This is a genomic window from Cryobacterium sp. TMT1-66-1 (assembly GCF_004403435.1).
Lineage (GTDB): Bacteria > Actinomycetota > Actinomycetes > Actinomycetales > Microbacteriaceae > Cryobacterium > Cryobacterium flavum.
The window spans coordinates 174,620-193,012 of record NZ_SOGP01000022.1 but is presented as its reverse complement, the minus strand read 5'-3'; the positions used below and the strand labels follow the sequence as shown (position 1 = coordinate 193,012).

Here is an 18,393-nt window from a genome sequence, read left to right as displayed (position 1 = left end):
CCGGGCGGAATGTTCCCGGCGGCCCGCGCGTTACGGCAGGCATGCCTCTCATCGGAGAATACGAACCAAGCACCTCCCAGTGGGTGCGCGACCAGGTCGACCAGATAGAGAAGTCCGGCGGCACCGAGGGCACGACCCTGCGCGGCATGCCCGTCATCGTGCTGACGACCGTCGGAGTGAAGAGCGGCAAGCTGCGCAAGGCTCCGCTCATGCGCGTTGAGCACGACGGCCAGTATGCCGCTGTCGCCTCGCTCGGCGGTAGCCCCACGAACCCGGTCTGGTACGCGAACGTTGTGGCGCACCCCGAGGTCGAGCTGCAGGACGGCCCGCAGAAGTGGGACATGCGCGCCCGCGAGGTCACCGGCGACGAGAAGGCCGTCTGGTGGGAGCGCGCCGTGGCGGCATTCCCCGACTACGCGGCGTACCAGGTCAAGACCGACCGCGAGATTCCCGTCTTCGTACTCGAACCCACCGCCTGAGGGTGGCGAAGGCCAGCACCCGCAAGGCGTCCATCGACCGCATCACCCTGCCTGACCTGACCGACGACGACGGTTCGCGGCTGCGCTCCGGCGACGGTCGGGAGGCCGAACGCTACACGGACGTCGACCTCGATGGCCGCGACCTGACCGGCATCTCCTTCGGGGAGTGCGAATTCGGCAAGGTGTCTTTGCACGAGGCCAAACTGCGCGGGGCATCCTTCTCGGAGTGCCTCCTGACCGACCTGCACGCACCGGTGTTCAGCGCGCCGCGCTCCAGTTGGCGGGACGTGCGCATCGAGCACGCCCGGCTTGGCTCGGTCGAGGCCTATGAGGCGACACTCCGGTCGGTGCACATTGACGGCTCGAAGCTCGATTTCGTGAACCTGCGCAACGCCACGCTCACCGATGTACTCCTGAGCAACTGCATCATCGAGGAGCTTGACCTCGGTAGTGCCACCGTGCAGCGCCTGGAACTGCAGAATTGCCGCATCGGCACGCTCGATGTCGGTGGTGCCAAGCTCAAAGATGTCGACCTGCGTTCCAGTGATTTCTCGGCCGTGCGCGGCCTCGAAGGACTGCGCGGCGCCACCATCGACGACGCCCAGCTGAGCCTGTTGGCGCCGCTGCTCGCCGCCCACCTGGGCCTGCGCATCGAATAGCACGGCCGGACACCAGCGCCCGATAGACCACGCAGCTGAGACCGGCTCAGGGAATGGCGGTCGCGGTCAGCTCGAGGTCGGACGTCGGCCGTTCGCGCTGGGTCGCGATGGCCGCTCCGGCCGCCACACACACGACCACGATGGCAATCTGCTGCAGCAGGGTGAAGGTCTCACCGAGCACGAGCGCGCCGAAACCGGCCGCGATGACCGGGCCGAAGCTGGTGATGATCGCGTACAGGCGGGGGCTGATCCGACGCAAAATGTAGGTGTCGAGGGTGTACGGAAAGGCCGAGGAGACGACGCCCACGAGCAGCAGCAGCCCGACGATACCCCAGGTGAAGGCCGACAGATCCAGGGTGGACAGGGCGATGGGCACCACGATCACGAGGCTGACCAGGCTGGCGATCGAGATACCCTCTAGGCCGGCGAATTCGGTCGCCACTTTGCGGGTCAGCAGAATGTAGCAGAACCACGAGGCCGCCGCGGTGAGCGCGAGAAGGATGCCGAGCGGGTCGAGCGTGCCGTCCGACCAGGTCAAGAGGAACACTCCCCCGGCGGCGGCCGCAGCACACACGAAGTCCAGGATGCGGCGGCTGGTGACCAGGGCCAGGGCGAAGGGTCCAAGAAATTCGATCGTCGCCGCGATGCCGAGTCCCAGCATGTTGACGGCCTGGTAGAAGGTGAGGTTCATCACGGCCAGCACGACGCCGAGGGCCAGCGCTGGCCAGATTCGGGCCCAGGTCAGATTTCTCAGCCGGGGCCGGGCGAGCGGCAGCACGACGATGACCATGACGATCTGGCGGGCCGCGACGACGATGGGCGAACCGACGACCGGAATGAGCATTCCGGCCAGTGAGGAGCCGAAATTGATGCTGACCTCGGTGGCGAGCTGAGCTCCCGCACCGCTCAGTTTGTCCCGCCTGGTTCGCACACTGCTCCTGTCGGGGCCGTCGAGGCACCTCTCGACAGTACCGCTCGCGGCATCCGCTCTGAAATTCGGGCGCAAACTTGGGTCTACAGTTGCAGCGGAATGAACTGGTATTCGCTGGTCAGGTGCTCGTGCTGGCAAGCACCGCAGTACAGCACGCCCGACACCCGCATCGCGTCAACGCGAGAGGAACACTGGATCACTTTGGGACCGCAGCACGGTGAAATCACCATGAACCCGCCCGACTCGGCCGGATCATGACCACTCAATCCGCGGTCGTGGTGCACTCCCTCACAAGGGAGAAGGGACTCGAAGTCGAGCTGCTCCACAATCTGAGCGTCCAGTAGTGCATCCATGATTTCACAGCCGATCTTGGTGTTACTCAGCCGCCATCCTGGGCCACGTCACCCGACGGCGACCAGCCCGGATGAACGACGACCCGCGATCGCCGGCACTACCAACCGGGACCGGGGTTGGCACGAGTGTCGACTTCGTGCAAAAAAGTGAAGCCCCCTACGAGGTAGGAGGCTTCCATTGTCGACTACGTGATCTGTGCATCCTACGCTTCTATTCTGAAATTACCAGTGCGACTTTTCGCGACCTCACGGGCAGAACTAGTGAAAGACCGCTCGGGAGACCACCGTCACCTCCAACGGCACGCCGTCGGGCACGACGAGGGTGAGTACCGGTGGGCGCCACCAGGATCGCAGCGTCACCGACGCGCTCTGCCCGTCAGCGGATACCGCGCTCGTCACGGCCAGCGCCTCAAACGAGTCGTGCGGAACGAGCCGCAGGTACTCATCGACCGCCGCGGAAACATCGTCCGAGCGCAGCGATGGCCGCGGCCCGACCACCCCGACCTGAACCGCATCGAGGGTGAACGCCTCGGACCCGGCGAGCGCCGCACCGTCGGCGAGGCCGAGCAGCCGTTTGTGTTCGAGATAGAGCGACGTCGCTGACAGGGCCACGAGTACGAGGCAGAGCGCCAGAAAGCCGTAGAAAATAATGAGCAACAGGGTGGAGCCGTCCTCGTTCGACGCGGGCGGCAGACGTCTTCTCATCCGAGGCTGCCAAAACGGGACACGAGCTGCGACGACTCCGCAGTCATGGGCACACTCGCACTCTGGTTCAGGGCGAGCAGATCGGGCACAAGCGGCAGCGCGATGCCGATGCGCACGGTGACCGTCACGACCCCCCGTGGAGTCAGGCAGTGACTCGAACCGCCAGCGCACTCGATCTGCACCTCGGCGTCCCCGGCCGAAAGGCCGTAGTCCTCGAGCGCGAATGCGACGGCTCGGCGGGCACGCACCGTGGCCGTGGCCTCGTCCGGGGACTGTACGTAGACCCTGGCTGCCTGCCGGGCGGCGCCCTCCACGGCGAGAGCACCACCCTGCAGGGCTGACAGTGCGAGCACCAGATAGACCAGGGGAACCAACAGAATCATCCCGGCCGTGATGAACTCCAGTGAGGCAGAGCCAGCCTCAGAGCGGCTACTCCAACGATTCGACCGCAGCATGAGCGACCACCTCCAATCCGCGCGGAGCACCGAGCAGCCCCATGAGCGGCAGCGGTGCGATCACCCGCACTTCGACACTGGGAAACCCGGCGCTCACTCCGAACTGGGCCACGACATCGGTGGCATAGCTCGCGCCAATGGCCGTCGTGATCAGATCGCGCGTGCGCTCTGCCCCCGCGGACAGACTGCTGTCGGCGAGGGTCGCGTAGCGGGCACCCTCGGCGGCAGCGTCGAGCACGGTGTTGCGAATGTGCAGCGCGAGGGCCAGCTGCATGACCATGAGCGTCAGAAAGGTCAGCAGCGACACCACCATGACAAATTCGGCCACGACGGAACCAGCCTCGTCCCGCAGCCGCTGAGGGCCGGGCCAGGCGAGGTGTCGCATCCGGTTACCGAGTTTGTCCACGCCGACCGGTCAGAAACTACTGACGCGATCCATGGCCTGCTGGAACACCCCGCTGAGGGCGGGGCCGGCGAGTCCCCAGATTATGAGTACCAATCCGGCCGTCATTAACGTGATCAGCACCCAGCCGGGCACGTCACCCGTTTCATCGCGGAGCAGACCCTGGAGGCGAAGCATGATTCGGTTCATAGCATTCTCTTTTCTGGTGGGAGGGAGGTACGGGTGGTGCGTTCAGAACCCGGCCTGCAGAACAACCAGCCCGGGAAAAACTGCGAACAGAACGGTCATCGGCAAAATCAGAAAGACCAGTGGGCTGGTACCCGGACTATGATGCAACATATGAGAGCAGGAATTTACGCCCGGATCAGTGAGGACGCGGGCGGCAAAGCTCTCGGCGTCGGCCGTCAAAAACAGGACTGCGAGAAGGTCGCACGCGAGAAGGGCTGGGATGTTGTCGCGTATTACATCGACAACGACGTGTCCGCCACTCGCTCAAAAAGGCGGCCCGAATATGAGCGCATGCTTGCGGACATCGCGCTACGGAAAATCGACGCCATAGTCATTTACAGTATCGATCGTCTGACCCGACGCCCTGTCGAGCTTGAAGCGATAATCGCGCTGGCTGACATCTACTTCTTCGAGATGGCGACGGTGAGCGGTGGCATCCACATCGCCACCACAGAGGATCGCATGCTCGCGCGAACGATGGGTGCTCTTGCCTCCTACGAAACCTCAAAGATGAGCCAGCGCCTCAAACGCAAGTTTTTGGAGAAGGCGCAGAACGGTGAGCCGCACGGTTTCAGTCCGTACGGTTACACGCGAGTTAAACCGGTCGACGCCAACGGCATCACGGACAAGATCGGGCAAGACATCATCCACCAGGAACACGGCGAGGTCGTGCGGGAGGCGGCGAGGCGAACATTGAAAGGTGAATCGCTTCGCTCAATCGTCACCGATTTCAACCTCCGTAACATCCACGGACCACAGGCCGTCAAGTGGAACTCAACGATTCTCAGGCAGATCCTGTTACGGCCGACCAACGCCGGCCTCCGGCAGTATCAAGGCAAGGTGCTCGGGCCGTCAACGACCGAGCCGCTCTACGACACAGGCACACACGATCGGCTGGTCGCACTATTGAAAGATCCCAGCCGTCGCAGCAACTTCTCCGGCTCCAGCTACAAATACCTTCTGAGCGGTCTGGCGATCTGCGGACTGTGCGGCGGACCGATGCGCCGGCAGATCGGCCGTGAAGAAACGAGCAAGAGAACCGGTGCGACCAAACGCCAACCCCCTTCTTACAACTGCTCCGTGTGCTTCAAGGTGCGCCGTCACCAAGAGGCAGTCGACGAACTCATCGTCGAGTTGATCATCGGGCGGTTGTCGATGCCTGACGCCGCTACATTCCACCAGACCGGTGATTCCGTTCTGGCAGATGAAGCGCAGGTGACTATTGAGGCCATCAATGCAAAACTCGCTCTGGCCGTTGACCAGTACGCGGACGATGATCTCGACGCTGAACAATTCAAACGCCTGAACGAGAAGCTGCGCCGAAGGCGCCTTGATGCGGAGCGCGACTTGGACGGCGCCCGCCCGCGAACACTGCTCTCTTCACTCACCGATGGTGGTGCTGTGCGCGAAAACTGGGGCGCTCTGCCGATCGATGCTCAACGAGACGTTGTCACTGATCTCATAACGGTCACCATCCTGCCGGCGGGGTCCGGCAAACGATTCGACCCCGACCTGATCGAAGTGAAGTGGAAGGACTAGGCCGGGTTCAACTCGAGAGCCCGGTACACCACGCTGCGTGAACACCCGAGCTCGGCACCGATCTCGCGCGCCGAAGACCCACGCTTGTACATGACTCTGGCTAACTCCGTCTTCGCATCGTTCAGCGCACGCGGTCGACCGCCGACACGACCCCGCTCCCGTGCGGCCCGAAGTCCGGCGTTCGTGCGCTCGATCAAGATCTCCCGCTCCATAGTTGCGAAGGAAATGAGCAGTGTCTGCAGCATACGGCCGGCTGGCGTCGCGGAGTCGATGCCTTCAGTAATAGAACGGAACGTCACGCCCTTCACGTCCAACTCTTCCATGAGGTGCAGGACCGCTAACGTGTTGCGCCCGAGGCGATCCAGGCGGAATGTCACGAGCTGGTCTCCGTCACGCAGAAACTCGAGCGCCGCGGTCAGGCCTGGGCGGACGGCGACCGAACCGCTGACACCAACGTCTTCAAAAACTTTGGTCACACCAGCCTTCGCCAAAGCGTCATATTGCAAGTCGGTTTTCTGTTCAACTGAAGAAATTCTCACGTACCCGATGAGTGCCATGCTGATCCACTCCCTAAAACGCCATTCGCCGATTCCGGGAGTGAGCCGATATCGGGACTGCTTCTGGAACTCGATTTGGCTCCTGACGCGTACATGCGCGGACAATCCCAAATACGACCGTTTTAGCAACAGCCGCGGCACTAGAGTTCGAACCGACTGGTGGTGCGGACTTCGAACATCGAATCTGTTTGGAATGTGGACGGCGCCCAAAACCCAGGACACTCGGGGCTGCGTGCACCGCTACTGTGAATGGGTTCTAGTTGCGATTCCGGTCGCCGCTAATATTTCGTGATTTCGACATCGAAACCTGCGGGAAGCGTTCCGCGAATTACCCAAAAATCGAGTGCCTCGTGCGCGCCGGCGATCGGCACGATCTGCCGCAGTTTACAGCTGACGAAAGAGTCGGTGCCCGTGATCGTGGCCTGAGCACCGTTCCCGCCAGGCACGGCGAGGATCCCCATGTCATTTGTATCATCGGTCATATTCCCAAGCTCCACCAGGTATCCCCGGGTCGGCGTACCGAAGAGTTGCGCCCACCTCCCGCTTTGATGGTCGCCAACCACGGCAAAGGGAAAACCGCGATCAGCTGAAACGACATCGATCAGATCGTGAAGGAAACCGACGGACCACGCCGTCTGCTTGTGCGGTGTGTGATCTGCCAGCCACCAGAGCGACGACTCTGTTTCCGGCTGCTCATCGAGGAGGGCGCTGAGCGCCGGGTCGAAGGTATCGAGGAGGGTGAGCGGGTCGGTGGTGGTGGTCATGGACCTAACATGCGCGGAAAGCACCTGTTATCCGGGGCGCCAAACCGCCCCCGAGCGTCACCCACAGTTCAGCGCAGCTCCGGATGCAGATTTTGCCAGGCTTCCCGAATCCTGCCCGGCAAGAAGAGATCCGGCCAGACGCGCAAGAACAGGCCGCGGTTCATGAGGATGAGGTCGTCGTCTCCCAAAGACTCTCGCAAGATGCACGCATACCATTCGGCCACCGACGCCGGATCATTTAGGCGCACCGGCCGACGGCTCGACCAGTTGAGGTGCGGCGGCAAGATCAGCGTGCCGCTGCTCGGCCCGACCAGATCATCGAGACTGTCAGCTACAAATATGCTGCGAAGCTCCCAGAAGCCAGGCCCAGGGAAGATTCCGGGTGGAACCGGATGGCTGCGATCGTAAACCGGCGGGATCCTCATACAGCCATCATGCGCGGCGACGTCGTTGCCGCGCATGACCTCACCATGACCCGGCCACCCATCATCTACGCGTACGCGATAACTACGACCGACAGCGGGCCGATTTTCTACGCGCTCAACGTGAACGGCTCCGCTTCGGTCTCCACAACCCCCGGCGCTCTGTGGCAACCGTGCACTGGCGCCTTCTTCGAGATTGGGTCACCGGCCATCGTCAGCTTTGAGAGCAGCTGCTTTATCGGAGGCCTCGTCCTCGAGAACGCGGTCCACATCCTCGGCCCTCAGCCTCGACCCGCGTCATGACCTTCGAATCGCGGATCGACGACCGAACTCGGGTCGGTGAGTATCTGGTTCAGTGCGCCGGCCGGCCGCTGGTCCTCGTTCAGGTGATGCCGGGCGGCGTCGCGTGGGCGACGCCGGAGCCGCTGATACGACCGATGGTCTCATGGGCGGGCCAAATGCTCGTTTCACCATTAATCGAATTGGGCAGCCGTTGGCAAATGACGGCGGAGGTTCGCGGCGGCACAGTCACTGTGGATATGGGCATTACGTTGTCGATCGAAGCCGTCGAGCAGACGGTCGATCTGCTGCTGCCCGGCTCTCCATTTGGCAGATATCGTATTTTCAGTTTTAAGGAGCACGTTGTCGTCTGGCTGACCAGTGACGGCGCGCGGGCGGCTCGGGCGCCAACACTTGAAACGGAAGGCCGAGAGTACCAGGGTGACGGGCGTGCCCACGAAACCTCGGGCTTCGTTTTTGCCGTTGGCGCACGCGGGTCGCTCACCTGGGCCGGTCTCGACCCGGACGAAGGTGTTCCGGGTTTTTCGATGGAGGCACCCGCATATCGAATCGACTGGATTTCGAGCAGTCAGCTTCGACGGCCTCAGCTCGACCGGTAGGCGTTGGCTGCGGGACGCGAGGGCAACGGGCGCACAGAAAATCCGTTGCGGAAAAGCTCAACGGCCGACGGTGCGCCGGGCTTCCCGAAAACTAGCAGACTGTGTGCCGGCCTGTCCAACGGTCGACGTTGCACCCCGCCCAGGTGCCGCGCATGAAAGGTTCATGAACACCACCGACCAGCCCACCGTTTCGCTCTATCAAATCGTCACGACCACGGAGGTGATCCTGGTCGCCCGCAATTGGGTGACGGGCAAATCGATTGTCTCGCCCGGCGAAGACCTGCCTTATGCAATAGTCGACGCGGTCCGCATGGTGCCCGGCGAAGCGGCCTCCGTCACATTTGTCGACGTCGAGGACGGCGACCGTCCGATCCCCTTTACTGGCGGGATTGTAAAAACGATAGATCGTCTCCCTTACTCCGGCTACGACCTAAGCGGCAAATAGAGGTCTCATCGGCGGCGAGGGTCCCCCAGCCACTCCCAATCGCCCGACAGCAGATCGAGGGACGCGAGATTCCCGGTGCCATCCTCACAATTGAGTGAGTAGATGCGCGTTCCAGTGACTCTAACCGCCTCATCCTTTACGTGAATGTGGCCGTGGACCACGATCTCCGGCGAGACAGCTACAGCGAGTCGTGTGACCCGCGCACGGCTCGCCGCTGAGTAGGCGAGTTCCTCAGAATTCCAGCCCATCGGATTTGCGTTGATGATTCGTTGGACGAGTGGCGTGCCCCCATCGACGGTTTCGTGCAGGAGCAGGGTCTGAACAGGACCGCCGGCGATCGCCGCGTCGACTTCAGAATCAGTGGCCACCTCCTCATAAAACCAGTCCCGGCCGCTCGTTCGATCGGCGTAATCCAGACTCGCCGCACCACCGAAACTCATAAACGAGCGGCCGGCGAGCGTGAACCGGAAACCGCGCGGCATCATCCAGACGGCGGCCGAGAGTTGGACCGGCTGCCCAAAATTTCGCGAGAAAGCTTCGACGAGCGCTGGCCAGTCCTCATGGTTTCCAGGTGTGACCATGACGCGCTGAAGGCCTGCTCGTTCGCACCAGTAATCAACAGTTTTTAGGAACCCGGATCCGCCCCAAAAGCCGAAATCGCCGGCGTGCAAGATCGTTCGAACACCTGGCATAGCCCGAGCAAGATAGGGGATCGCCTTAGAAACCCAGGAAGTGTCGCCGTGCCAGTCACCGGCCAGGGCCACGCGAGTCTCTCCCAAAAGCGTCAGATCATTAGTCATACCCTCATCATGCGCGGCACACGCCGGTCAGAGGGGCGGGCCGGAGACCGGGACGGGGTGGTTAGGTGCCGCGCATGGGATTGGTGACGGAGCGGAGGGGTTAGTGGACGAGGATTCAGATCGCCAGTTTTCGGGCGCCGAGCTTGAGGAGCGTGTCGCAGAGATACAGGCGCCTTTTCGGGCCATGGGGCATCCACTTAGCGATAAGGCGCTCGATCGGTGCGGGCGCATATTGAGCGGTGACATCAGCTACGAGGAGGCGATCGACGAAATCTCGCACGACCGCATCCCCTTACGACTGCGCGCTCTGGCACAAAAACAGACCGAGGTGCAACGCCAAAGGGGCCAACTCTGCATGCGCCCTAGGAATTCGCTGCACGTCAATCAACCCCTACGTTAGGTTCGATTTAAGCTGGAGTCTACGTCAAGTTCTGCGGATCCAGATCGTAGGGAGCACGAAAACACCCAAATCCCCGAAGGCGTCAGTCCATATGCATATGTTTGATGAGCGCACCTCAAGCCACCTCCGCCCCACAAGACACTACTGAAATGAGCACCATGAACATGCATATCGGCCTCATCGGCCTCGGAAAAATGGGTGCCAGCATGCGCACCCGACTCCGCGAAAACGGCGTGACAGTAACCGGCTACGACCGCAACCCTGACGTCACCGACGTCGCGACCCTCCAAGACCTCGTCGACGCCCTTCCCTCGCCCAAAACCGTCTGGGTAATGGTCCCCTCCGGCGCCATCACGAAGACCGTCATCACCGAGGTCGGAGTCCTTTTGACCACCGGCGACTTGGTCATCGACGGCGGCAATTCCCGTTTCAGCGACGACTTCGTGCACGCGGCCCTTCTCGCTGAGAAAGGAATCGACTACATCGACGCCGGCGTTTCCGGCGGAGTCTGGGGCCAGGAGAACGGTTTTGCACTTATGGTCGGCGGCAGCGCGGCATCCGTTGACCGGCTCATGCCGGTATTCGACGCCCTGCGTCCGACCGGCCCGCGCGAGGAAAGCTTCGTGCACGCCGGCGAAGTCGGTGCCGGTCACTACGCCAAGATGGTGCACAACGGCATCGAATACGCCCTCATGCAGGCCTACGCCGAGGGCTACGAGCTGCTGGCCAAGCGCGACGACATCATCAAGGATGTTCCCGGAACGTTCAAGGCTTGGCAGCGCGGTACTGTCGTGCGGTCCTGGTTGCTCGAGCTTCTCGTTCAGGCGCTCGAGGAGGATCCGGCGCTGGCCGGAATCGAAGGTTACGTCGATGACTCCGGCGAAGGCCGGTGGACCATCGAAGAAGCGTTGGCTAATGCCGTGCCCGTTCCCGCCATCAGCGCGTCAATCTTCGCCCGGTTTGAATCTCGCCAGCAAGATTCCCCGGCGATGAAAGCCGTCGCCGCACTGCGCAACCAGTTCGGTGGCCACGCGGTCAAATCCGCGGAGTAGCCGCCGGACACAGACAGCGTCAGAACCGAGTCCGGCCCAATCGGCTGGCCTCGGGGCGTTTGGGCAGAATGTGATCGCCCGAGGATTGGTGCCGAGCACGGCGCAGGACCCACGGCACCAGATAAGTGCGGGCCCACGCGACATCACTCGTTCGTGCGCTCCGCCAGGACGACATTGGCAACTGCTCGATCTGGGATGGCTGCAATGAGTTCTCGACACGGAGAGCGCTCAGAACGCTGCGTGCAATCGTGTGGTGACCCAGTGAGTGGAAGTGCAACCGATCCAGAGCCCACATACCCGCGTCCTGGATGGCCGTCAGTGACCAGAGGTCAACGACCAGGCAGCCGTGCCGTGCTGCCACAGAGCGCAAGTTCTCGTTGTAGATCGCGACTTTTCCCCGCATGCCCCGAAATAATGGTGAGAATTCGAGGTCGGGCCCGGTGAAGAGGACGATCGTGGTGCCGGACCGGGACAGACGCGAGATAACATCATCGAACCGAGCCGCGATATCATCCGGGTCGGCACCGGGACGAATCACGTCATTACCGCCAGCGGAGATGGTGATGAGATCCGGGCGCAGTTGTAGCACAGGTTCCACCCGTTCGTCGCTGATCCGGCTCAAGATCTTGCCGCGCACCGCGAGGTTAGCGTAGCTGAAGTCCGGTTGGCCGTCACTGAGTACCTCGGCGACCCGGTCGGCCCAGCCTCGATTCCCGCCCACACTCTCTGGCTCGGGGTCACCGATGCCTTCGGTAAAGGAGTCGCCGAGCGCGACATATCGCGTCCACGGGTAGTTCAGATATGCGTTGATCATATGCCTCATGCCTATTACCACTAACTCTACTCTTACGTTAGAGTAGAGATATACGATTATTCCCGTACGAGACGAGGTGGCATTCATGCTTATCGGTGAGTTCGCCGAACGGACTGGGCTCTCCCAGCGCACCGTGCGGCACTACGACGAGATCCACATTTTGCAAGCGTCAGGGCGCAGCGATTCCGGCTATCGGCTCTATGCCCCGGCCGACCTCGACCGGGCACGCATCATCCGCAGCCTCCGAGCGTTGTCTCTCACCCATCCGGAAATCAAGGACGCCCTGACGACGCTTGATCTGGTCGACTCCGACCCGGACGCGACGGTGTCAACAATCCGGCGCGATCTCGCCATCCTGATCAGCGATATCGAAGCGCGTGAATGCTCACTGCGCGAACAGGTTCGCGTAGCCAGCGGGTTCGTCGACCTGCTACGAAGTCTGTGAATCAACCACGCCCATCTCGTGATCACGCACAGACAGGAACACCGTGACGCATCAAACCACACCCACCGTCTCTAACCTCGACGTCCTCGCCCAAGCCCACAAACGGCGCACCTTTGCCGTTATTTCTCACCCGGATGCCGGCAAGTCCACCCTGACCGAAGCACTCCTGCTGCACGCGCACGCGATCGATCGGGCGGGTGCGGTACACGGCAAAGCTGGCCGGCGAGGCACCGTGTCTGACTGGATGGCCATGGAGCAGGCCCGCGGTATTTCCGTGACGTCCGCCGCTATCCAGTTTGAGTATCGCGACACCGTGATCAATCTCGTTGACACCCCCGGTCACGCCGATTTCTCCGAAGACACCTTCCGGGTCCTCTCCGCTGTTGATGCCGCTGTGATGCTCGTCGATGCCAGCAAGGGCCTCGAGCCGCAAACCATGAAACTGTTCGAGGTGTGCCGACAACACGGCCTGCCCGTGATCACGGTCATCAATAAATGGGATCGCCCCGGAAAGTCCGCGTTGGATCTCATGGACGAGATCCACGACCGCACCGGGCTTCTGCCCACACCGCTCACCTGGCCTGTCGGACTCGCCGGCGAATTTCACGGAGTTCTGGATCGACAATCCCCCGGATTTGTACGTTTCACCCGAACCCCAGGAGGCGCGACCGCCGCCATTGAAACTCGCACCACGGCGACGGCCGCTGCCGCGGAACTCGGCCAGGATTGGACTAATGCTGCCGAAGAATCAGCACTGCTCCATGCCGAAGGGCAAGACCACGACGAGGCACTCTTTCTTCGCGCGACGACCACGCCGGTACTTTTTTGCGCTGCCGTCCTCAATTTTGGTGTTCACCAGCTGCTGGACGCTCTCGTGGAATCCGCTCCGCCCGCTCTGGCCCGGGCAGATATCACCGGTCGACAACGGCCCGTCAACGGTGACTTCTCCGGATTTGTCTTCAAGGTTCAGTCCGGCATGAACGCCTCGCACCGTGACCACGTCGCATTCGTGCGGGTGTGTTCGGGCATGTTCCACCGCGGGATGGTACTCACGCAGGCATCGACCGGCCGTCCGTTTGCCACGAAGTATGCGCAACAGATGTTCGGACGGGAACGCACCATGGCGGAGCAGGCCTGGCCCGGCGACATCGTCGGGTTGATCAACGCAGCCTCTCTTCGGGTGGGCGATTCACTCTATGATTCCGAACCCGTCGAATACCCGCCCCTGCCGGTGTTCGCCCCCGAGTATTTTCGTGCCGTACGCCTCGCCGACACCAGCAAGCACAAGCAATTCCGTCGTGGAATCGATCAGCTCGACCATGAAGGGGTCATTCAAGTCATGCGGTCTGACCTGCGAGGCGACCAGGCTCCGGTACTCGGGGCCGTGGGTCCGATGCAGTTCGATGTCGTTGAGGAACGCATGACGCACGATTTTGGTGCTGATATCCGCATGGAAACGTTGCCCTACCAAGTCGCGCGCCGCACCGATCGAGCAAGCGCGGGCAGACTGGGGTCGCTGCACCAGGTGGAAGTGCTCACTCGATCCGACAACACACTCTTGGCCTTGTTCAGCACCCTCTGGCGGTTTCAGGCTGTCGCTCGGGAGTTCCCGGATATCGTGCTGGCGAACCTCAGCCCGTCCGTCGAAACGGAGTCTGTCGAGAGCGCAGCCCGCGGCGATAAACGTCGCTGAAGGTGAGTTGACGGCGAGAACAGCAGCGGCCCGGCACACGCGATGTGCCGGGCCGCTCGCGTTCGTAGCTTCCGTTAAGCGCTATGCGTCAACGACGACCGCCGTGATCACCGGGTTGCGCCGATACTTGCGTTGCATCCATCGAGTCACGCTCTCGGAGAAGATGCGCTCGAGGGCCGCTCCGTCGAGCGCGTTGTTCTGGGTTGCTGCAACTATGGCCTTGTCGATGACCTGCGCGGCATTGGCTGCCCAGTCAGCATCGTGATTGAAGCCGCGGGAGATGAACTCCACCGGTTCGGCCAGGCGTCCCGTCTCGGTGTTGAGAATTCCCAGAACGGTAATGGCACCGTCTTCGGCGAGGAGTCGACGGTCTTCCATCGCTTCCGCTGCATCTCCTCCGACAGTCATTCCGTCGACGAGGACATAGTCGGCTGGCACTCGGCCCACGACGGTGGCGCGTCCGTCGACCAGGTCGACCACGATGCCATCTTCGACGACGAGAACGTGGTCTTTACTGATTCCGGTGCGCACGGCCAGATCCGCGTTGGCGGTGAGGTGGCGCCATTCACCGTGCACGGGCATCACGTTGGTTGGGCGCATCACGTTGTAGCAGTAGACGAGTTCGCCCGCGCTGGCGTGCCCGGACACGTGGACTTTGGCATTGGCCTTGTGCACGACGTTGGCACCCCAGCGAGTGAGTCCGTTGATGACCCGGTAGATGGAGTTCTCATTTCCCGGAATGACCGAACTGGCCAAGAGAACGGTGTCGCCCTCCCCGATGCGAATGGTGTGTTCACGGTTCGCCATACGGGCCAGAGCCGCCATCGGCTCTCCCTGTGAACCGGTGCAGATAAGAACGACCTTGTCATCTTTCATCCGCTCCAGGGCCTTGACATCGACGAGCAGTCCCTTCGGGACGTGCAGATACCCCAGCTCAGCGGCCATACCCATGTTGCGCACCATGGATCGGCCGACGAAGGCCACCTTGCGGTTGTGGCGTACAGCCGCATCGATCACCTGTTGAATGCGATGGACATGGCTGGCGAAGCTGGAGACAATGATCCGTCGTGGCGCGGTGCGAAACACGGTGTCGATGGCGGGGCCGATGTCGGCTTCGGGTGTGGTGAATCCGGGCACAACGGCGTTGGTCGAGTCGATCAGCAGCAGGTCGATGCCTTCGTCGCCGAGCCGGGCGAAACCGGGCAGGTCGGTGAGCCGGTTATCGAGGGGGAACTGATCCATTTTGAAGTCTCCGGTGTGCACGACCAGCCCGGCTTCTGTGCGGATGCCGATGGCGAGGCCGTCGGGGATGGAATGGTTCACGGCCAGGAATTCAAGGTTGAATGGACCCACAGAGCGGCGTTCGCCTTCCCTAACTTCAATGACCGGGGGATGCAAGCGGTGTTCCTGAAATTTTGCTCCGACGAAGGCAAGGGTCAGCTTGGAGGCGATGACGGGAATGTCACCGCGTTCCTTGAGCAGGTAGGGCACGGCGCCGATGTGGTCTTCGTGGCCGTGGGTGAGGACGATGGCTTCGATGTCGTCGAGCCGGTCACGCAAGATCGAGAAATCGGGCAGGATCACGTTGATGCCGGGCTGAATGTCTTTCGGGAACAGCAGCCCGCAGTCGATGACGAGCAGTTTGCCTTTGTGCTCAAACACGGTCATATTACGACCGATTTCACCGAGCCCGCCGAGCGGGATGATGCGCAGGCCGCGCGCAGGAAGTGCGGGCGGTGCAGCAAGGGACAGTGGATGGGTGCTCATGGAGCTCTTTTCTTGGGGCGCGGGCGTCAGCCCACGGAATGGTCAGATTCGTATGGGTCGGGCAGGAAATCGGCCACGTCACTGGCAATGAAATCCGAGGCCGGCATGGTGAGCCGGTCGAGAAATTCAAAGGCGAGTTGTCGAATTGCCGGAGCGGCGATATCGGTTTCGGCGCTGATGTCGGTGGAGGACCACCGTGTCAACGCTCGTTTGGGGTCGTTGCTGGCGACAGCATCGATGAAGTCGCCGAAGAATGTTGAATCGTCGCGATCGGGACCGGTCTCGGAGGTGTTGGACTCCGCGTGGGCGCGCGTGACCGCGACGTAATACCGCGCGACGGTGTAGATGAAGAGGAATGCGTGTCCCTGCGACGATCCTTCGCGGGACTTGTCGTCCATGGCTGTGAGTTCAAACTCCCACTCCGCATGTTCCGCGTGGCGGGCCAGCAGGAGGGTGATCTTGGTCAGCATGAAATCCTGAATCAGGTGCTGGTCGGTACGAGCGAGGGGATGAACGAACATGAAGTGCTCCTCTCGGGAACCTAGAACGGGGAAAGTTGGGGCCGCGATCGGGTCAGCGACCGTGCGAGTGGTTTTCTATCAACCACTTACAGCAACTCTACCGTAACGTAAGGGAAGAGTATGAATTGACGGCAATTTCCTATCCACCATCGGTCACCTTCCTCTCACGTGAGAGTAGAGTGTAGGTGGGCTTGCGTGTCGCTCACCATTCGAAAGCTGTTCGAACCTTCCAGATGCGCTCTTTTTGCACGTCGCAGCCAGCGCACTGCTGGCGCGCCGTCCGCCCCATTCTTGTGAAAGCTTCCGTGTCATCTTCTACACCACACTCCCCCGCGCCGTCCGACCGAAGGACAGCGCCGCGCCCGCATCCGCGAATCTCATGGTCCTGGCTGGCCCTCATCGGTGCCGCCGGACTAATCTCGGTCATGACGGCCCCCGGCCAGACTGCCGGTCTCTCCGTCTTCACAGATCCCCTGATTGTCGACCTGGGACTGTCACGAACGGATGTCTCGCTCAGTTACCTCATTGGCACGCTCGTTGGCGCGTCCGTGCAGCCGTTTATTGGGCGGGCGTTGGACCGATGGGGAGCACGGTCCGTCACGGTCCTAATTGGCCTTAGCTTCGCCGTCATCCTTCTGGCCTTCAGCTTCGTTGGCGAGATCATCGGGCTCACCGCCGGCTTCACCGGAGTTCGGATGGCCGGCCAGGGTGCGCTCACCCTGGCCGCGACCACCGCGGTTGCCCGGGCCATCCACCATCGGCGCGGGCTAGCCCTCGGCATTGCGAGTGCCATCGGCTCGGCCGGCATCTCACTCGCACCGATCTTCGTGGAGCGGCTGATCGCATCCGTGGGTATTTATGATGCGTGGCGGTGGGAAGCGGTGCTTGTGGCCGTGGTGGTCATTCCGCTGGCGTTGGTCTTTCCCAAGCGCGCCCCCGCCGTCGATCCGGAATCGACCCCCTCCACGGCTCAGCTCACCATTCAGAAGGAATCGTGGACGCTGCCGGAGGCCATCCGATCGGGCATGTTCTGGGTTATCGCCGCAAGCCTGGCAACCTCGGGCATGCTGACAACGGCACTGGCATTTCACCAAATCGCCATTTTAGGCGCCCAAGGCCTGACCCCGTTAGAAGCGGCGGCGAACTTCCTGCCGCAGACCGTGACCGGAATCCTGGCCACCCTGCTCACAGGAAGCCTCGTCGACCGGGTAAGTCCCAAGGTTTTCATCGTGTTTTCCATGGTGACGCTGGCCGCGGCTCTCGTTATGCTGCCGTGGGTGACCAGCGGAGTGGCGGCCATCATCTATGGCCTCGTTCTTGGAGCCGCCGGAGGAAGCCTGCGCGGTATGGAAGCCGCCTCATACGTGCGCTATTACGGCTTGGCACACATTGGTAATATCCGAGGAGTAGCTACGGCCATCGGCCTCGCGTCGACGGCTTTCGGTCCAGTCGCGCTCTCACTCGGGTTCGACCTGACCGGCAGCTTCACCACGCCGGCGCTAGCGCTGGCACTTATTCCCGTCATCATCATCGGCGTCGCCCTCTTCGTGCGACCGCCGCAGCGCGCCTAGCGCGACCGATCAGCCCTACTGAGTGCGCAGAACCTCAAGAAACTCGTCGGCCATTCCCAGCTGGTCCTGGAGTTTTTGCCGACGCTCAACCGCTTGTGCAATGAAGGTGTCGAGCTCCGCGCGGACATCCGGATTGTCCGAACCAGCCACGCCGCCCTGCAGCGTGTCGATGATCTTCAACAGCGCCATCATCTCTTCGAGAGAGAACCCCAGCGGCTTCATACGACGAATCAAGATCAGCCGAGAATGATCTTCCTGCGTATAGAGACGAAAACCGCCCTCGGTACGACCAGAGGCCTTCAGCAGCCCGATTTCGTCATAATGACGAATGGTGCGCAGCGAGAGACCGGTCTTCTCGGCGAGCTCTCCAATATGCATGGTGCCCGTGCTGGCCGTGGCGGCTGGGGAAGTCATAGTTGATACCTTTTCTCGAACGGATTAGCAATCAACCCTAACGTTAGAGTAGTGTTGCAGAAGTTGGCTGACATTGT

Annotated in this window: 25 protein-coding genes; 10 read left to right on the top strand and 15 right to left on the bottom strand. The window is 61.8% G+C overall.

Annotated features, from left to right (window positions below; genetic code table 11):
• The first annotated feature begins 41 nt into the window (after positions 1-41).
• Positions 42-479 (top strand): nitroreductase family deazaflavin-dependent oxidoreductase, encoded by a 438-nt coding sequence (locus E3T29_RS16110; protein ID WP_092341370.1) that lies wholly within the window; start codon positions 42-44, stop codon positions 477-479.
• A 2-nt stretch (positions 480-481) separates the two neighbouring features.
• On the top strand, positions 482-1,138 hold the full coding sequence (locus E3T29_RS16105; protein ID WP_134346556.1) for a pentapeptide repeat-containing protein: 657 nt from the start codon (positions 482-484) through the stop codon (positions 1,136-1,138).
• A 46-nt stretch (positions 1,139-1,184) separates the two neighbouring features.
• On the opposite strand, the gene E3T29_RS16100 is transcribed toward E3T29_RS16105, so the two are convergent.
• The 6 genes from E3T29_RS16100 to E3T29_RS19770 form a co-directional block, all read right to left on the bottom strand.
• The gene (locus E3T29_RS16100) at positions 1,185-2,069 is read right to left on the bottom strand and encodes a DMT family transporter (RefSeq protein WP_241987857.1); all 885 of its coding nucleotides are present in this window, start codon (positions 2,067-2,069) and stop codon (positions 1,185-1,187) included.
• 83 nt (positions 2,070-2,152) lie between these two features.
• Positions 2,153-2,422: a hypothetical protein gene (locus E3T29_RS16095; RefSeq protein ID WP_134379365.1), complete on the bottom strand. Its 270-nt coding sequence runs from the start codon at positions 2,420-2,422 to the stop codon at positions 2,153-2,155.
• Positions 2,423-2,680: 258 nt separating this feature from the next.
• The gene (locus E3T29_RS16090) at positions 2,681-3,127 is read right to left on the bottom strand and encodes a pilus assembly protein TadG-related protein (protein ID WP_134346554.1); all 447 of its coding nucleotides are present in this window, start codon (positions 3,125-3,127) and stop codon (positions 2,681-2,683) included.
• Positions 3,124-3,582 (bottom strand): hypothetical protein, encoded by a 459-nt coding sequence (locus tag E3T29_RS16085; RefSeq protein ID WP_134346553.1) that lies wholly within the window; start codon positions 3,580-3,582, stop codon positions 3,124-3,126. Before E3T29_RS16085 ends, E3T29_RS16090 begins: the two co-directional genes overlap by 4 nt.
• Positions 3,557-3,967: a TadE/TadG family type IV pilus assembly protein gene (locus tag E3T29_RS16080; RefSeq protein WP_166792438.1), complete on the bottom strand. Its 411-nt coding sequence runs from the start codon at positions 3,965-3,967 to the stop codon at positions 3,557-3,559. The genes E3T29_RS16085 and E3T29_RS16080 overlap by 26 nt, the downstream gene beginning before the upstream one ends.
• Positions 3,968-3,997: 30 nt before the next feature.
• Positions 3,998-4,174, bottom strand: a complete 177-nt coding sequence (locus E3T29_RS19770; protein ID WP_166789937.1) for a hypothetical protein — start codon at positions 4,172-4,174, stop codon at positions 3,998-4,000.
• Between the two features lie 33 nt (positions 4,175-4,207).
• On the opposite strand from E3T29_RS19770, the gene E3T29_RS16075 reads away from it, so the two are divergent.
• Complete coding sequence (locus E3T29_RS16075) at positions 4,208-5,752, top strand: recombinase family protein (RefSeq protein WP_134346552.1); 1,545 nt, start codon at positions 4,208-4,210, stop codon at positions 5,750-5,752.
• On the opposite strand, the gene E3T29_RS16070 is transcribed toward E3T29_RS16075, so the two are convergent.
• The 3 genes from E3T29_RS16070 to E3T29_RS16060 all read right to left on the bottom strand — a co-directional run bounded on the left by E3T29_RS16070 (position 5,749) and on the right by E3T29_RS16060 (position 7,534).
• Positions 5,749-6,309, bottom strand: coding sequence for a recombinase family protein (locus tag E3T29_RS16070; RefSeq protein WP_134346551.1), 561 nt, complete (start codon positions 6,307-6,309; stop codon positions 5,749-5,751). The two genes, E3T29_RS16075 and E3T29_RS16070, sit on opposite strands and share 4 nt — an antisense overlap.
• Before the next feature lie 278 nt (positions 6,310-6,587).
• The gene (locus E3T29_RS16065; RefSeq protein WP_134346550.1) at positions 6,588-7,073 is read right to left on the bottom strand and encodes a hypothetical protein; all 486 of its coding nucleotides are present in this window, start codon (positions 7,071-7,073) and stop codon (positions 6,588-6,590) included.
• A 68-nt stretch (positions 7,074-7,141) separates the two neighbouring features.
• Complete coding sequence (locus tag E3T29_RS16060; RefSeq protein ID WP_134346549.1) at positions 7,142-7,534, bottom strand: hypothetical protein; 393 nt, start codon at positions 7,532-7,534, stop codon at positions 7,142-7,144.
• Between the two features lie 9 nt (positions 7,535-7,543).
• On the opposite strand from E3T29_RS16060, the gene E3T29_RS16055 reads away from it, so the two are divergent.
• The 3 genes from E3T29_RS16055 to E3T29_RS16045 all read left to right on the top strand — a co-directional run bounded on the left by E3T29_RS16055 (position 7,544) and on the right by E3T29_RS16045 (position 8,839).
• A complete protein-coding gene (locus E3T29_RS16055) occupies positions 7,544-7,798 on the top strand; it encodes a hypothetical protein (protein ID WP_134346548.1) in 255 nt (84 codons plus the stop codon).
• Positions 7,795-8,394, top strand: coding sequence for a hypothetical protein (locus E3T29_RS16050; RefSeq protein WP_134346547.1), 600 nt, complete (start codon positions 7,795-7,797; stop codon positions 8,392-8,394). The genes E3T29_RS16055 and E3T29_RS16050 overlap by 4 nt, the downstream gene beginning before the upstream one ends.
• A gap of 163 nt (positions 8,395-8,557) precedes the next feature.
• Complete coding sequence (locus E3T29_RS16045; RefSeq protein WP_134346546.1) at positions 8,558-8,839, top strand: hypothetical protein; 282 nt, start codon at positions 8,558-8,560, stop codon at positions 8,837-8,839.
• Positions 8,840-8,844: 5 nt separating this feature from the next.
• On the opposite strand, the gene E3T29_RS16040 is transcribed toward E3T29_RS16045, so the two are convergent.
• Positions 8,845-9,639, bottom strand: a complete 795-nt coding sequence (locus E3T29_RS16040) for a metallophosphoesterase (RefSeq protein ID WP_134346545.1) — start codon at positions 9,637-9,639, stop codon at positions 8,845-8,847.
• 115 nt (positions 9,640-9,754) lie between these two features.
• Positions 9,755-9,919 carry a hypothetical protein gene (locus E3T29_RS19765; RefSeq protein ID WP_166792437.1) on the bottom strand — a complete coding sequence of 55 codons (165 nt, stop codon included), beginning with the start codon at positions 9,917-9,919 and terminating at the stop codon, positions 9,755-9,757.
• A 224-nt stretch (positions 9,920-10,143) separates the two neighbouring features.
• Between E3T29_RS19765 and gnd the strand changes: the two genes are divergently transcribed.
• Positions 10,144-11,091 carry a phosphogluconate dehydrogenase (NAD(+)-dependent, decarboxylating) gene (gene gnd, locus E3T29_RS16035; protein WP_134346544.1) on the top strand — a complete coding sequence of 316 codons (948 nt, stop codon included), beginning with the start codon at positions 10,144-10,146 and terminating at the stop codon, positions 11,089-11,091.
• Positions 11,092-11,110: 19 nt separating this feature from the next.
• On the opposite strand, the gene E3T29_RS16030 is transcribed toward gnd, so the two are convergent.
• Complete coding sequence (locus E3T29_RS16030) at positions 11,111-11,905, bottom strand: SGNH/GDSL hydrolase family protein (RefSeq protein ID WP_134346543.1); 795 nt, start codon at positions 11,903-11,905, stop codon at positions 11,111-11,113.
• Positions 11,906-11,990: 85 nt separating this feature from the next.
• Here E3T29_RS16030 and E3T29_RS16025 point away from each other — a divergent pair, with 85 nt between their 5' ends.
• Together E3T29_RS16025 and E3T29_RS16020 are read left to right on the top strand one after the other, a co-directional pair.
• The gene (locus E3T29_RS16025) at positions 11,991-12,350 is read left to right on the top strand and encodes a MerR family transcriptional regulator (RefSeq protein ID WP_134346542.1); all 360 of its coding nucleotides are present in this window, start codon (positions 11,991-11,993) and stop codon (positions 12,348-12,350) included.
• Between the two features lie 43 nt (positions 12,351-12,393).
• Entirely contained in the window at positions 12,394-14,043 is a 1,650-nt protein-coding gene (locus E3T29_RS16020) for a peptide chain release factor 3 (protein ID WP_134346541.1), read from the top strand.
• Positions 14,044-14,124: 81 nt separating this feature from the next.
• On the opposite strand, the gene E3T29_RS16015 is transcribed toward E3T29_RS16020, so the two are convergent.
• Positions 14,125-15,810 carry a ribonuclease J gene (locus E3T29_RS16015; protein WP_134346540.1) on the bottom strand — a complete coding sequence of 562 codons (1,686 nt, stop codon included), beginning with the start codon at positions 15,808-15,810 and terminating at the stop codon, positions 14,125-14,127.
• Between the two features lie 26 nt (positions 15,811-15,836).
• Positions 15,837-16,280 carry a hypothetical protein gene (locus tag E3T29_RS16010; protein ID WP_134346539.1) on the bottom strand — a complete coding sequence of 148 codons (444 nt, stop codon included), beginning with the start codon at positions 16,278-16,280 and terminating at the stop codon, positions 15,837-15,839.
• 356 nt (positions 16,281-16,636) lie between these two features.
• On the opposite strand from E3T29_RS16010, the gene E3T29_RS16005 reads away from it, so the two are divergent.
• Positions 16,637-17,902 carry an MFS transporter gene (locus tag E3T29_RS16005; RefSeq protein WP_241987856.1) on the top strand — a complete coding sequence of 422 codons (1,266 nt, stop codon included), beginning with the start codon at positions 16,637-16,639 and terminating at the stop codon, positions 17,900-17,902.
• A gap of 15 nt (positions 17,903-17,917) precedes the next feature.
• Here E3T29_RS16005 and E3T29_RS16000 read toward each other — a convergent pair whose 3' ends face one another.
• Positions 17,918-18,316 carry a MerR family DNA-binding transcriptional regulator gene (locus tag E3T29_RS16000; protein WP_134346538.1) on the bottom strand — a complete coding sequence of 133 codons (399 nt, stop codon included), beginning with the start codon at positions 18,314-18,316 and terminating at the stop codon, positions 17,918-17,920.
• Between the last annotated feature and the right edge of the window lie 77 nt (positions 18,317-18,393).